Raw genomic sequence first — 14,148 nt, 5'->3', positions numbered from 1 at the left:
GTCAAGCCCTCCGCACCCGCGGCAGGAAGGCAGCAAGTTGCGCGGCTGCGGCATCGGCGAGGCGCGATATGCGGCGCTTGACGCCGTGCCCGCCGAAGATGAGGAAGAGCGCACTGAGACTGCCCAGGATCGGCGCCCCATAGACGCCGACGACTGCGGCCGGGGTCCGCACCAGTGCGCTCGAGGCCGCGAAGCCGGCGATGCGCACCAACACGACGGCGATGAGCGCCGCCGCCATGGCCGAGCCGCGGCCCTGGCGTGTGGTGCGCGGCTCGCCGAGCGCGGCAAAGGCGATCAGCGTAAAGGCGATGGCATAGAGCGGGGCCGCGAAGCGCTCGTGCAGTTCGGCACGGAAGCGCCCCTCCTGCATCTTGTAGTAGTTCTCCTCCTTGTCGGGGAAGAGTAGCTCCATCGTGGAACGCTCGCGCGGTTTGTAGACGATCTCGCCGCCATCCTGGCCGAAGCTCGACAGGTCGATGGCGTAGCGCTCGAAGGTGACGATGGCGGAATCGCGGCTGTTCGGCTCCTGCCGCTGCACCGAGCCCTTCTCGAGGATGAGATAGCTCTGGCCGTCGACGTCGACCGTCTGGCCGCGCTCGGCGAGGTAGATCGTCGTCCTTTCCGGATCGCGGCGATCCTGCATGAAGATGCCTAGCAGCGCGTCGCCGGAGCGCTGGCGGAAATGGAAGGTCAGGCCGGATTCGAGCGTGGTGAACTGGCCTTCCTTGACGATCGTTGCGACGAAATCCGCGCGGATCTGGGTGATGAGATCGCGCAGGGCGGCAAAGCTCGCCGGCATGAGATGGATCGTCATGGCAGCGACGACGATGCTCACCACGAGCATGATGGCTGCGAATGGCCGAAGCAGCCGCGCCGGCGCCATGCCGGCCGCGCTCATGACGATGAGCTCCGAATCGCCGTTGAGCTTGTTGAGCGCATAGAGCGTGGCAATGAACAGGGCGACCGGCGCGATGATGGTGATGAGCGCCGGCAGCGAAAGCATCGTCACCGTGAGGAAGATGGCGAAGGTCTGTCCCTTGCCGGTGACGAGGTCGAGCTCCCGGAGGATCTGCGTGACCCAGATGACGAGCGTGAGCGCCACGAGGCAGGCCACGAAGGCGACGGCCGCATTGCGCATGATGTATCGCTCGATCTGGCCCATCTATCTCGCCTGGTGGCGCCCCGTCCCGTCGCTCGTGCGTTTGGAGCTAATCCCCCTCAGCGGCTTCGGCAAGAGGCAAGACGTGCCGCCTCGCTGTCTTGTCATTGCCGGGCCGGCCTGCCCAAGGCAACCGTGCATGTTATATGTGCCACGGACGACGGGCCGGATTCGCGGCAGCAACGGCCGGGCCGCGCGCCGAACGGCAACGGGGACGACGACATGGCGCAGAACGTGAAGCTCGAGTTCAAGCCTTACGACAAGCTGACGGACGGGGGCGACGTCGTCGTCTTCGTAGGCGCTGATCGCAAGAGCGCGCGCGCCGCTGCCGGCCTCGTCGGGGCGGGGCTCGATGAGACGATCGCGCGCGCCGCCGATCTCGAGCGTTTCAAGGGCAAGGCCAAGAGCCTGCTCGTTCTGACGGCGCCGAATGGCCTTGCCGCCGACCGGCTGATCGTCGCCGGGCTCGGCGAGGGCGAGGAGCGGGCCAAGTTCGACTGGGCTGCCCTGGGTGGGGCCGTCTGCGCGAAGCTCTCGGCCGGTGGCCATGCGCGCGTCCTCTTCGAGGCGCCGGGCGAAGCGCCCGTTTCGGCCGAGGCCGCGGCCGATTTCGCACTCGGCCTCCTCCTGCGTTCCTACCGCTTCGACCGCTACAAGACGAAGAAGAAGGACGACGACAACGGCGGCGCGCCGGCGCGGGTCACCTTGCATGTCGCCGATCCGGCGGCCGCCAAGCGCGCCTGGAAGCCTCGCGCGGCGGTTGCCGATGGCGTCTTCCTCGCCCGCGATCTCGTCAACGAGCCGCCGAATGTGCTTTTCCCGGCCGCCTTTGCCGACCGCGCGGCGGAACTCGCCAAGCTCGGGGTCGACATCGAGGTGCTCGACGAGAAGGCCCTGAAGAAGCTCGGCATGCGGGCCCTGCTCGGCGTTGGCCAAGGTTCGCACAACGAGAGCCGCGTCGTCCTCATGCGCTGGAACGGCGCCCGGGATGACGTGAAGCCGGTCGCCTTCGTCGGCAAGGGCGTCACCTTCGACACGGGCGGCATTTCCATCAAGCCCTCGCAGAACATGGAGGACATGAAGGGCGACATGGCGGGCGCCGCCTGCGTCGTCGGCCTCATGCACGTGCTCGCCGCCCGCAAGGCGAAGGTCAATGCCATCGGCGCCATCGGCCTTGTCGAGAACATGCCGGACGGCAAGGCCCAGCGTCCGGGCGACATCGTCACGTCCATGTCCGGCCAGACGATCGAGATTATCAACACTGACGCCGAGGGGCGCCTCGTGCTCGCCGACGTGCTCTGGCACGTGCAGGACAAGTATGGTCCTGCCTTCATGGTCGATCTCGCCACGCTGACCGGTGCCATCCTCGTGGCGCTCGGCACCGAGCACGCCGGCCTCTTCTCCAACGACGACGAACTCGCCGAGCGGATCGCCGCTGCCGGCAGCGCCACGGGCGAGAAGGTTTGGCGCCTGCCGCTCGCACCCGAATACGACAAGCTCATCGATTCCAAGTTCGCCGACATGAAGAACACCGGCGGGCGCAACGGCGGCTCGATCACGGCCGCGCAGTTCCTGCAGCGCTTCGTCAACAACACGCCATGGGCGCATCTCGACATCGCCGGCACCGGCATGTCCTCGCCGGCAAGCGACATCAACCAGAGCTGGGGCTCGGGCTGGGGCGTGCGGCTGCTCGACCGGCTGGTCAGGGACCACTACGAGAGCTGACCGGAACGCCATGGCCGAAGTGCTGTTCTACCATCTGCAGCGCCAGCCGCTCGAGGCGGTGCTGCCGGTGCTCGTCACGAGGAGCCTCGAGCGCGGCTGGCGCGTCGTCATAGAGGTGCCGGACGAGGAGCGTCTCGGCGCGCTCGACGATCACCTCTGGACATTCTCGGAGGAGAGCTTCCTGCCTCATGGCACCGAGAAGGAGGCGGATGCGGCGAGCCAGCCCGTTCTCCTCACCACCGGGGCGCACAACCCCAATGGCGCGCAGGTGCGCTTCCTCGCCGCCGCCGCGCGGCTGCCGGAGGCCGTCGACGGCTACGAGCGCATCGTGCTGATGTTCGATGGCAACGACGAGGACGCGCTCGCCGCCGCGCGTGAAGAGTGGAAGCGGGCGCGCCAACTGGGCCTTGCCGCCACCTACTGGCAGCAGGACGAGGCGGGCCGCTGGATCAAGAAGGCTTGAACAGCCTTTTTCCTGCCACGGGTCCGACGCACCACTGCCGCTCGGCCGTTTCCGGCCTCTTGTCGGTACAACCCCATCGCACGCGGAACATGCCTTCCCAATGCGCCAGCCGGACGGACCCATGCTGAAACGCGCCTCTCTCCTGCTTCTGCTTGCGCTGCTTCTTCCGCTCGGCCTCGCCGCTCCACTCGTCGCGCAGGAGGAAGGCGAGGGCGCCCCCGCCGCCGCGGCGCAGGCGGATGACCACGGCGGCGAGCCGCGGAGCGACGCCCGCCGCGAGCGCCCCGAATCCCGGCGCCTGCCGCCGGCCGTCGCCACCGAGCACCAGATCGCGATCGGCGGCGAGACGATCGAGTACCAGGCCATCGCCGGCAGCATCGTGCTCGAGGGCGCGAACGGCCGCGAGGAAGCCGACATCGCTTTCGTCGCCTATTTCAGGAAGGGCGCCGATCCGCAGCGGCGGCCGATCACTTTCGCGTTCAACGGCGGGCCGGGCGCGGCCTCCGCCTATCTGCACATTGGTGCGCTCGGTCCGCGGCGCCTGTCCTTCGGCAACGAGGGCGAGGTGCCGTCGAGCCCGCCCGTGCTGAGCGACAATGCGGAGAGCTGGCTGCCCTTCACCGATCTCGTCTTCGTCGATCCGGTCGGCACCGGCTTCAGCCGCTTCCTGACGAGCGACGGCGAGGTGCGCCGCCGCTACTGGTCCGTGGATGGCGACATCTCGGCGCTCGGCAGCTTCGTATGGCAGTTCCTCAACCGCTACGATCGCCTCGCGTCGCCCAAGGGGCTCGTCGGCGAGAGCTACGGCGGCTTCCGCGTGCCGAAGCTCGCCCGCGCGCTGCAGACACGCTTCGGCATCGGTGTCGGCACGCTCGTCATGATCTCGCCGGTCCTCGATTTCAGCCTTATCGAGGACGGGGCAGTATCGCCGCTCGCCAAGGCGGCGCGGCTGCCGTCCTTTGCGGCGACGGCGCTGGAGAGGGGAGGCCGGACCATCACCAGCCGCGACGAGCTCGCCGAGGCCGAGCGCTATGCCGGAGGCCCATTCCTCGCCGATTTCCTGCGCGGCCCGCGCGATCGGGAGGCGACGGAGCGTTTCGTCGCCGAAGTAACCCGCTTCACCGGCCTCGACGAGGCCTTCGTGCGCCGGCTCGCCGGCCGGGTCGACATGCGCAGCTTCGTGCGCGAACTGCACAGGGATCGCGAGCGGGTCGGCAGCTATTACGACGGCGCCGTCACGGGGCTCGACCCGGACCCCTTCGCCGCCCGGTCGGATTTCGACGATCCCGTGCTCGACGGCTCCGTCGCGCCCCTCACCAGTGCGAGCGTCGACTATCTGGCGCGAGAACTGGGTTACCGGGTCGACGGCCGCTATCACCTGCTCAATCGGCAGGTGAGCAGCCGCTGGAACTGGGGCTCCGGCCGCCGCCAGCCGCAGGCGCTCGGCGACCTCGCCGACGCGCTGGCGCTCGACGGGCGGGCCAGGGCGCTCGTCGTGCACGGCTTCACCGATCTGGTGACGCCCTATTTTGCCTCAAAGCTCGCGCTCGACCAGTTGCCGGCGCTCGGCAGCGACGGCGGGCGGGTCGAGCTCGCGGTGCTGCCGGGCGGCCATATGTTCTATACGCGCGACGTCTCGCGCCGCGCCCTGACGAACGCCGTGCGTCCACTCTACGAAGAGATCAAGTGAAAGATGGGATGACAGCACGATGATGGTGAAGAACGCGCTCGCCTGCGCCACGGCCCTTCTGCTCGGCGCCTGCAGCGCCGACGTGGGCGGCACGGCATTCGTCAACGACCGGTCCGTGACCGTGCATGCCGGCACCAGCGAGCCGGTGCTCGGCCCCGACGGACGCTGCACGGCGGACGCGAGCCTCAATCCGGCGACGGGCGGGCCGGCTGGCATCGCGCTCGGCATGACCGAATGCGCGCTCGTCGGCCTCAAGGGCCAGCCCACCGACGTGCTCATCGGCGAGAGCGGCAAGGGCCAGCGTGAGGTGCAGGTGCTCTATCAGGAGCCGTCGGGCAAGAAGCTCTACCTCTTCACCGACAACCGCCTGACCCGGGTCGTCGAATAGGCCCGGATCGTGGAAAGTTAGGCCGGCAAACGTCCTCGCCGTCATGCCCGCGCTCGTCGCGGGCATGAAGGCGGGAAACGTCGTGCAGCCGTCATGGCCGGGCTTGTCCCGGCCATCCACGCCTTTCAACCCTGCGCGCTTGTCCGGGGCGTGGATGCCCGCGACGAGCGCGGGCATGACGGCTGAGAAATGTCCTGCAGCCGTCATGGCCGGGCTTGTTGTTCAGCCCGGCCATGACGGCGCATGGCGGGCTCGGTGCTGGCGGGCAGCGTCCCGTCGTTGGCGGGGTAACCGGCAGCGTGGCGGAGGCATAGGGAAGCCCTCCGCCAGCGCACCCCTGTGCACGGCTGGCCGCCCTGTGGAAAACTCTTTGAATCCAGCTCACATGGCGTTAACCTAGCTATGTGGACGCCCGTTGAGGGCGGTCCACTTCAGACCCTTCCCACCCTCGGGAAGGGCCTCCGGTGCTATAAGACCGGAATGGGTGGGGCAGAAAATCCCTTTTCAGGGACCCCACCCCCATCCTCCCGCGACGGGTGCCTCTGAACAGATCACGCCGCCGTCGCTGCCTCGATCTCGGCGGAGGCCGCGAGCCATTCCTCCTCTGCCTTCGCCAGGGCATCGGCCGCCTCGGCGCGCATGCGCGACAGCTCGGCCGCCTTCTCCGGGTTCTTCTTGAACGTATCCGGTTCCGAGAGCGCCGCATCGACCTTGGCGATGGCGGTCGAGAGCTTTTCCATCCGCATCTCCAGCGCCTCTACGCGCTTCTTGAGCGGCCCGAGCGCGATGCGCTTCTGCGCCGCCTCGCGCCGCCGCTCCGCCTTCTCGCCGCCAGTGCCTTCGCCGCGTCCGCCGTTGTCGGGGCCGGAAAGCACCATGCGGCGGTAGTCGTCGAGATCGCCGTCGTAGGGCTTTACCGTACCGTTCGCGACGAGCCATAGCCGGTCGGCACAGGCCTCGACCAGGAAGCGGTCGTGGCTGATGAGCAGCACCGCCCCGTCGTAGTCGTTGATGGCCTCCATCAGCATCTGGCGGCTGTCGATGTCGAGGTGGTTGGTTGGCTCGTCGAGGATGAGCAGATGCGGCCCCGCGAAGGCGGCAAGGCCCATCAGCAGCCGCGCCTTCTCGCCGCCCGAGAGATTGGCGACGGGCGTATCCGCCTTGGCGCCGGGAAAGCCCATGCGTGCGGCGCGCGAGCGCTGGCGCGCCTCGGGCGCGTCCGGCATCAGCCTGGCCACGTGGTCGACGGGCGTTTCCTGCGGCACGAGTTCGTCGAGCTGGTGCTGCGCGAAATACGCCGTCGTGAGCTTCGGCGAATGGCGCACTTCACCCTTCACAGGCTTCAGGCGGCCGGACAGCAGCTTGGCGAAGGTCGACTTGCCATTGCCGTTGGGGCCGAGCAACGCGATGCGATCATCTGGCAGGATGGTGAGGTTGAGCCGGTCAAGCACGAGGCGCCCGTCATAGCCGACACCGACCCCTTCCATGGCGACGAGGGGTGGGGACAGCGGCCGCGCGGGGCCGGGCAGGTCGAAGGGCAGGGCCTCTTCCTCGGCGACGGGGGCGATCGGCTCCATCTTCTCCAGCCGTTTGAGGCGCGATTGCGCCTGCCGCGCCTTCGACGCCTTGGCGCGGAAGCGGTCGACGAAAGCCATCAGGTGCTTGCGCTCGGCCTCCTGCTTCACGCGCGCCTTCGCCTGCAGGGCCATCTTCTCGCGCCGCTGCCGGTCGAAGGAGGTGTAGCCGCCGCGGTAGAGCGTCAGCCTGCCCTGGTCGAGGTGCAGGATGTGGTCGACGGCCGTGTCGAGCAACTCGCGGTCGTGGCTGATGACGAGCACCGTGTGCGGATAGCGCCCGAGATAGTCGTAGAGCCAGAGCGTGCCCTCGATGTCGAGATAGTTGGTCGGCTCGTCGAGCAGGAGCAGGTCCGGTTCCGAGAAGAGGATGGCCGCGAGCGCGACGCGCATGCGCCAGCCGCCGGAGAAGTCCGAGCAGGGCCGCTGCTGCGCGTCGGCATCGAAGCCGAGGCCGTGCAGGATGGCGGCCGCGCGGGCAGGGGCGGAATGAGCGTCGATGTCGACGAGCCGGGTCTCGATCTCGGCGCGCCGCATGGGATCGCTCGTCGTCTCGGCCTCGGCGAGGAGGGCCGTGCGCTCCTTGTCCCCGGCGAGCACGATGTCGATGAGCCGCTCCGGCCCCCCCGGCGCCTCCTGCGCGACCGCGCCGATGCGCAGGTTGCGCGGAATCGAGATGGAGCCGCTCTCCGGTGCGATCTCGCCGAGCAGGATGCGGAACAGCGTGGTCTTGCCGGCGCCGTTGCGGCCGACGAGGCCGATGCGGGCGTCCGGCGGCAAGGCCGCGGTGGCGCCGTCGAGGATGACGCGGGCGCCGAGCCGGTAGGTGAGATCATTGACGTGCAGCATGGCGTCTTGTCGCGCGCCGCGTCCCGGGGGGCAAGCCCCGGCTCGAGCCCCGCGGACTTCGTGCCGCGCCGTCATGCTGATGCCACAATGCCGCCGCGAAGCCGCCCTGTGGATAAGTCACCCAGAGCCTGTTGATGACCTGTGAACAGCTTGTGATTCGCGCCATGTTGCGTCGCCGTTCCGATACCCAGCATTCTTTCGGCGCTCTCGTGCTTGCTGTCCTCGCGCTGGCCGTCGGCATCGTCTTGGTGCTCGAGAGCGCCTGGGACCGGCGCCTGCCGCCCGCGCCCGCCGCCGCTCCAGTGCGGCAGAACCCGCATGCGCCGATGGGCGAGGACCCCGGCCGTCACGTGGCGCAGGGGCAGGCGCTGGTGCGCCTGTCCTGACCACGACGCGGAGGCGCGAGACGGCAGATTTCCGGTTTGAGGTGACGGCGCGCGCTTCGCCCGTTGCAATCGCCGATTGGAAGATCTGCAATGCCACTGCCTAATCTTCCGACCGGCGGTCCCTGCAATTGTTCTTAATCCAAATCTATTTGCAGATATTGTGATTTATGCGATCGGCGATTGATGGTCCACTTTGGTCTGTTCGCCGGCCTGATTCCTGATGGCCGGCTGTCCGAAGAGCGAACAGGCTCAGGGGGCAGACATGAAGAAATATCTGGCTGAATTGCTTGGCACCGCTTGTCTCGTGCTGTTTGGTTGCGGGTCTGTCGTTCTCGGCGGCTATGGGGCTACGTTTCCGCTCGGCATGCTGCCCGTCGCGTTTGCCTTCGGCCTTGCCGTCACGGCCATGGCCTATGGCATCGGCCCGGTGTCGGGCTGTCACATCAATCCGGCCGTGACGATCGCCGTCTGGTCGGCCGGGCGCATGCCGACTTCCGACGTTCCCGGCTACATCATCGCCCAGTGTCTCGGCGGCATCGTCGGGGCGGCGGTCCTCCTGTTCATCGCCAGCGGCCGGGCCGGTGGCTATGACGTCGCGACCGGCGGCCTCGGGCAGAACGGCTGGGGGGAGGGCTATCTCGGCGCCTATGGCACCGTATCCGCCGCCGTGGCGGAGTTTGTCGCCACCTTCCTCTTCACGACGGTCATCCTCGGCGCAACGTCCAGGGCCGGAGCGACACCGGCGGCCGGCCTTGCCATCGGCCTGACACTGGTCGTCATCCACATCGTCTTCATCAACGTCACCGGCGTGTCGGTCAATCCGGCCCGTTCGCTCGGCCCGGCCGTCTTCGTCGGCGGGCAGGCGCTGGCGCAGCTGTGGCTGTTCATCGTCACGCCCATCCTCGGCGGGCTGTGCGCCGGGCTCGCCTTCCGCTCGCGGGCGCTTGATGCCTGAGGACGACGCTGCCCCCGCCGCGGTCTTGACCTTGCGGCCCGGGGAAAGAACGATGCGCAGCGCTGGCACGCCGCCAGGGAGCGGTGTGCCGGCCGGTTCGGGCTGACGCGCGGCGCCGTCGCGGCGTGTCCGTTTCGTGCTTCGGCCGCAGGGGGGAGGAACCATGGCATCGCTTGCGCGGGTCGCCTTTTTCAGGGACATCGATATCGATCTCGGCCCCTTTGAAACACGCTGCAACTGGCGCCGTTTCGACGAGGATGAGGTGCTCGTCGACTTCGAGGACGCCTCGACGGATGTCTATTTCCTCGTCGCGGGTGACGTGCGCATCCTGGTGCGCACGCAGTCGGGCAAGGAGGTCATCCTCGGCGAGATGCGCGGTGGCCAGTATTTCGGCGAGCTTGCCGCCATCGACGGGGTCAAGCGCTCGGCCAATGTGACGGCGCTGACGCGCGGTGAGGTGTGCATCATGCCGGCCGCGGTGTTCCGCGAGATTGTCTTCGCCTCCAAGGTCGTCTGCGACAAGGTTCTGCGCCTGCTCGCCGGCCGCGTGCGCGAGCTCAACGCCCGTCTCATGGAACATTCGGTCCTCGACCTGCGGCACCGGCTCTATTCGGAGCTGCTGCGCCTGTCCCAGCCGCGCGCCGGCCATCCCGGCGAGCGCGTGGTCACACCGCCGCCCTATCACCATGTGCTTGCGGCCCGCATCGGCTGCCGGCGCGAACAGGTCACGCGCGAGTTCACCGCTTTGTCGAGCGAGGACCTCGTGGAGCGCACGCGCGGCGCCCTCGTGCTCAAGAAACCGGAGGTGCTGGAGGCCCGTGTCGCCGAGGCGCTGCGCGAGGATCTTTAGGCGCGACAAGGGCCGAGCGGCTACCCTCCGGTGGGAAGAGGAGAGGGGCAGGCCCGCGCGCTACCCTTACAATCTGTCGAGCAGGCCGAAACCGAGCATCGCTGCAATCAGCAGCGGCCGGCGCAGCAGGCGCCCGCCGGGCAGTTTCGGCACGGGAAGATCCGTCATCACCGACAGGCGGCGGTCGTCGCCGAGGATGGCTTCGGCGATGGCCCGTCCGGTGAAGGGGGCGAGCATGACGCCCTGGCCGCTGTAGCCGGAAGCGACGTGGAGGCCGGGCTCGATCTGGCGCACGAAGGGCAGGCGCGGCGCGGTGATGCCGAGCGCGCCGCCCCAGCCATGGGTGATGCGGGCGTCGGCCAGCATGGGGAAGATGGGCAGCATGCGCCGGCGCACACGCTCGGCGAAGTTCGGTGGCAGCGTGGCGCCATAGCTTTCGCCCCCACCGAAGACGAGCCGCCCGTCCGCCGTGCGGCGGAAGTAATTGACCACGAAGCGCGTGTCCGCGCCCGCATAGGGCCCGGTGAAGACCGCATCCGCCAATGGCCCGAGCGGCTCGGTGGCGATCATGAAATTGACGAGCGGCATGACGTGGTCGGCCACCGTCGGCACGAGCCGGCCGTTGTTGCCGTCGCCGGTGACGATGACCGAAGCCGCGTCGATGTCGCCCCGCGGCGTCGCGAGGCGCCATCCCGCCCCCGTCCTCGCAAGGGCCGTCGCCGGCGTGTCCTCGGCGATGCGGGCTCCAGCCGCAAGGGCGGCCGCGGCGAGCCCGCGCGTCAGCGCCAGCGGGTCGAGATGGCCGCCCTCGGCATCGAAGACGGCGCCGTGATAGCCCTCGGCGCCCGTGTAGCGCGGCAGGTCCGCCTGTTCGACCACCGTGAGATGGCTCGCGCCGTAATGCCGCGCGAGATGCTCGGCGTCGGCGGCGAGATCGCGGAAGAGGGCGGGGCGGTGCGCCAGCGTGATGAGGCCGCGCTGCAGCGCGCAGGCGATCTCCTCCTGCTCAATGACTTCAAACAGCCAGCGGTGCGCCTCGGCGGCATAGTCCCACAGGGCGCGGGCGCGCATCTTGCCGACTTTCTCCTCCAGCCAGCGCTGGTCGCGCCTTTGGCCGGGATGGATCTGTCCGCCGTTGATGCCGGAGGCGCCGGCGCCGACGCGGCCCCTCTCCACGACGATGACGTCATGGCCGGCCCGTGCCAGCGTCAGCGCCGCGCCGACACCGGTCAGCCCGGCGCCGACGATGGCGACGTCTGCCCGCGCGGGCCCGTCGAGCGCCGGCTGCGGCGCGAGCGGCGGCGCGGTCGTTTCGTAGAGATTGCCGCCGGCGGAGGGTTTCTGCACGGGCTCGTCCTTCGGCGGGCTCGCCGGTCACACGTTCAGCAGCAGGAACTCGCGCTCCCACGGGCTGATCACCTCCATGAAGGTCTCGAACTCGGCCCGCTTCACGGCCGTATAGGTGCGCACGAAGCTGTCGCCGAAGAGGCCGGTGAGCGCCTCGCTCTCCTCGAGCGCGGCCGCCGCCTCGAGGATGCCGCGCGGCAGGTCGTAGTCGAGCGAATAGGCGGAGCCGACGACCGGATCGCTCGGCTTGAGCCCGGCCTCTAGACCCAGCAGCCCGCAGGCGAGAGAGGCGGCGATGGCGAGATAGGGATTGGCGTCGGAGGAGGGCACCCGGTTCTCGACGCGCCGCCCGGAGGGGTCCGACGGCGGGATGCGCAGGCCCGTGGTGCGGTTGTCGTAGCCCCAGGCGACATTGATCGGCGCCACCGAATAGCGTGTCAGCCTGCGGTAGGAATTGACATAGGGCGCGAGCATCGACATGGCCGCCGGCAGGTGCGTCTGCAGCCCGGCGAGGAAGGAGAAGAACTCGTCCGTCGGCTTGCCGTCCTTGTCTGAGAAGATGTTGTGGCCGCTCTCGATGTCGGTCACGGACATGTGGATGTGCATGGCCGAGCCCGGCTGATGCGCGATCGGCTTGGCCATGAACGTTGCATACATGTCGTGCTTCAGAGCTGCCTCGCGGATGGTGCGCTTGAAGAGGAAGACTTGATCGGCGAGGTCGAGCGGGTCGCCGTGGCGCAGGTTGATCTCCATCTGGCCGGCGCCTTCCTCGTGGATCAGGGTGTCGATCTCCAGCCCCTGCGCCTCCGAGTAGTCGTAGATGAGCTCGAACAGGTCGTCGAACTCGTTGACGGCGGCGATGGAATAGGCCTGTCGGCCGATCTCCGCCCGGCCCGAGCGGCCGATCGGAGGCTCCAGCGGATAGTCGGGATCAAGGTTCTTCTTAACGAGGTAGAATTCGATCTCGGGTGCCACGATGGGCTGCCAGCCACGACGGCGATAGAGCTCGATCACCCGCTTCAGCACCTGGCGCGGAGCGTGCTCAACGGGGCGGCCGTCGCGATAGAAGGCCTCGTGGATGATCTGCGCCGTAGGGTCATTCGCCCATGGCACGAGAGCGATGGTCGAAAAGTCGGGCTCCAGCACGAGATCGCCATCCGCCGGGGCGTCCTTGTCGAGCACCTCGTGCGGATAGTCGCCGGCGATCGTCTGGTAGAAGATCGCGCCGGGCAGGCTCATGGTCGGCCCGCCGAAGAACTTTTCCGCCGGCATCACCTTGCCGCGCGCGACCCCGGCCTGATTCGGCACCACGCACTCGATCTCCTCGATGTTGCGCTTGGAGACGAAGGCGCGGGCCTCCTCGATGGAAGCGGCGCCGCGGGTGTGGGATACCTTGTTCTGGTGCGCTCTTTTCTTCGCCATGTCATCCGCCTGATATGCCGGGAGAGGTAACGGTGCGGCCCCCCGGCCTGTCAACTGCCCACCCGCGCCGAGAGCATCGCTCTCGCTGTTGTCGCCGGGCCCGGCTGCGACTAACGTGCGCGCCCGCAACGGTCCGGTTTGGGAGGTAGTGCCGGAATGTCCATGGCTGTCGACGGGCGCAGGCGCGGGTCGCTGGCAATCGGCGCCGTGCGCCGCGATTTCGCCCCCTGGGCCGACCCTGCGGCGACGCCCTTCATCCGCTTCGAACGGGTCACCAAGCGCTATGGCGACGTCGCAGCGGTGGCCGACCTGTCGCTCGACATCTTCGAGCGCGAGTTCTTCTGCCTGCTGGGGCCCTCGGGCTGCGGCAAGACCACGCTGATGCGCATGCTGGCGGGCTTCGAGGCGGCGAGCGAGGGGCGCATCGTGCTCGCCGGCCAGGACCTCTCCGGCGTGCCGCCCTACCGGCGCCCGGTCAACATGATGTTCCAGTCCTACGCGCTCTTCCCGCACATGAGCGTGGAGCGCAACATCGCCTTCGGCCTCGAGCAGGACAGGCTGCCGAAGGCCGAGATCACGGAGCGGGTCGTCGAGATGCTGCGCCTCGTGCAGCTTGAGCCCTTTGCCCGCCGCCGCCCGGCCCAGCTCTCGGGCGGTCAGCGCCAGCGCGTGGCGCTCGCCCGTGCCCTCGCCAAGCGCCCCAAGGTGCTGCTGCTCGACGAGCCGCTCGGCGCGCTCGACAAGAAACTGCGCGAGGAAACCCAGTTCGAGCTGATGGACCTGCAGGTGAAGCTCGGCATGACCTTCCTCGTTGTCACGCACGACCAGGAGGAGGCGATGACCATGGCTGACCGCATCGCGGTCATGGATCACGGCCGCATCGTCCAGGTCGCGACCCCGGGCGAGATCTATGAGCAGCCGGCGAGCCGCTATGTGGCGGAGTTCATCGGCGACGTGAACATCCTCGAAGGCAAGGTGAGCGAAGCCGGGGAGGGGCGCTGCACGCTCGCAGTCGCCGACGCGCCGGCCTCGGTTTCGGTCGCGGGCGTCGCCGAGCCGCTAAAGCCCGGCCAGGAGGTGGCGCTCGCCCTGCGTCCCGAGAAACTCGTGCTGACCCACGAGGCACCGCCTGCGGGGACGCCGAACGTCTTTGCCGGCACGGTCTGGGACATCGGCTATCTCGGTGACTGGACGATCTACCTGGTGCGCCTGGCGAGTGGCAGGACGTTGCGGGTGTCGCGCGCCAATGCCACCCGCTTCGTCGAGCGGCCGCTGAGCTGGGACGATGAGGTCTTCGTTCACTTCGCGCCCGAGGCGGGCGTCGTCCTGACGCGGTGAAG

12 protein-coding genes are annotated in these 14,148 nt (G+C 68.6%); 8 read left to right on the top strand and 4 right to left on the bottom strand.

All coding sequences use genetic code 11. The features are described from left to right. Position 1: 1 nt before the first annotated feature. On the bottom strand, positions 2 to 1,162 hold the full coding sequence (gene lptF / locus ASC46_RS14445) for an LPS export ABC transporter permease LptF (RefSeq protein ID WP_055460005.1): 1,161 nt from the start codon (positions 1,160 to 1,162) through the stop codon (positions 2 to 4). Positions 1,163 to 1,381: 219 nt separating this feature from the next. Here lptF and ASC46_RS14440 point away from each other — a divergent pair, with 219 nt between their 5' ends. From ASC46_RS14440 to ASC46_RS14425, 4 genes are all read left to right on the top strand, one after another. After that, positions 1,382 to 2,884, top strand: coding sequence for a leucyl aminopeptidase (locus ASC46_RS14440; protein ID WP_055460004.1), 1,503 nt, complete (start codon positions 1,382 to 1,384; stop codon positions 2,882 to 2,884). A gap of 10 nt (positions 2,885 to 2,894) precedes the next feature. Then, positions 2,895 to 3,347, top strand: coding sequence for a DNA polymerase III subunit chi (locus ASC46_RS14435; protein ID WP_055460003.1), 453 nt, complete (start codon positions 2,895 to 2,897; stop codon positions 3,345 to 3,347). A gap of 121 nt (positions 3,348 to 3,468) precedes the next feature. After that, a complete protein-coding gene (locus tag ASC46_RS14430; RefSeq protein WP_245280559.1) occupies positions 3,469 to 5,037 on the top strand; it encodes a S10 family peptidase in 1,569 nt (522 codons plus the stop codon). Positions 5,038 to 5,056: 19 nt separating this feature from the next. Beyond that, positions 5,057 to 5,425 carry a hypothetical protein gene (locus ASC46_RS14425; RefSeq protein ID WP_055460001.1) on the top strand — a complete coding sequence of 123 codons (369 nt, stop codon included), beginning with the start codon at positions 5,057 to 5,059 and terminating at the stop codon, positions 5,423 to 5,425. A gap of 551 nt (positions 5,426 to 5,976) precedes the next feature. Here ASC46_RS14425 and ASC46_RS14420 read toward each other — a convergent pair. Further along, positions 5,977 to 7,848 (bottom strand): ABC-F family ATP-binding cassette domain-containing protein, encoded by a 1,872-nt coding sequence (locus ASC46_RS14420; RefSeq protein WP_055460000.1) that lies wholly within the window; start codon positions 7,846 to 7,848, stop codon positions 5,977 to 5,979. Between the two features lie 164 nt (positions 7,849 to 8,012). On the opposite strand from ASC46_RS14420, the gene ASC46_RS14415 reads away from it, so the two are divergent. From ASC46_RS14415 to ASC46_RS14405, 3 genes are all read left to right on the top strand, one after another. Then, entirely contained in the window at positions 8,013 to 8,234 is a 222-nt protein-coding gene (locus ASC46_RS14415) for a hypothetical protein (RefSeq protein WP_141659690.1), read from the top strand. Positions 8,235 to 8,496: 262 nt separating this feature from the next. After that, positions 8,497 to 9,189, top strand: coding sequence for an aquaporin (locus tag ASC46_RS14410; RefSeq protein ID WP_055459998.1), 693 nt, complete (start codon positions 8,497 to 8,499; stop codon positions 9,187 to 9,189). Between the two features lie 163 nt (positions 9,190 to 9,352). Beyond that, positions 9,353 to 10,039 (top strand): Crp/Fnr family transcriptional regulator, encoded by a 687-nt coding sequence (locus tag ASC46_RS14405; protein ID WP_055459997.1) that lies wholly within the window; start codon positions 9,353 to 9,355, stop codon positions 10,037 to 10,039. A 66-nt stretch (positions 10,040 to 10,105) separates the two neighbouring features. Here the strand turns inward: ASC46_RS14405 and ASC46_RS14400 are convergent, their stop codons facing one another. Continuing rightward, positions 10,106 to 11,386, bottom strand: a complete 1,281-nt coding sequence (locus ASC46_RS14400; RefSeq protein WP_055459996.1) for an NAD(P)/FAD-dependent oxidoreductase — start codon at positions 11,384 to 11,386, stop codon at positions 10,106 to 10,108. A 27-nt stretch (positions 11,387 to 11,413) separates the two neighbouring features. After that, a complete protein-coding gene (locus ASC46_RS14395) occupies positions 11,414 to 12,808 on the bottom strand; it encodes a glutamine synthetase family protein (protein WP_055459995.1) in 1,395 nt (464 codons plus the stop codon). Positions 12,809 to 12,970: 162 nt separating this feature from the next. Here ASC46_RS14395 and ASC46_RS14390 point away from each other — a divergent pair, with 162 nt between their 5' ends. After that, positions 12,971 to 14,146 carry an ABC transporter ATP-binding protein gene (locus tag ASC46_RS14390; RefSeq protein WP_055460089.1) on the top strand — a complete coding sequence of 392 codons (1,176 nt, stop codon included), beginning with the start codon at positions 12,971 to 12,973 and terminating at the stop codon, positions 14,144 to 14,146. Positions 14,147 to 14,148 lie beyond the last annotated feature (2 nt).

The organism is Chelatococcus sambhunathii (assembly GCF_001418005.1).
GTDB classification, from domain to species: domain Bacteria; phylum Pseudomonadota; class Alphaproteobacteria; order Rhizobiales; family Beijerinckiaceae; genus Chelatococcus_A; species Chelatococcus_A sambhunathii.
This window is presented reverse-complemented; position numbering and strand designations above follow the sequence as displayed.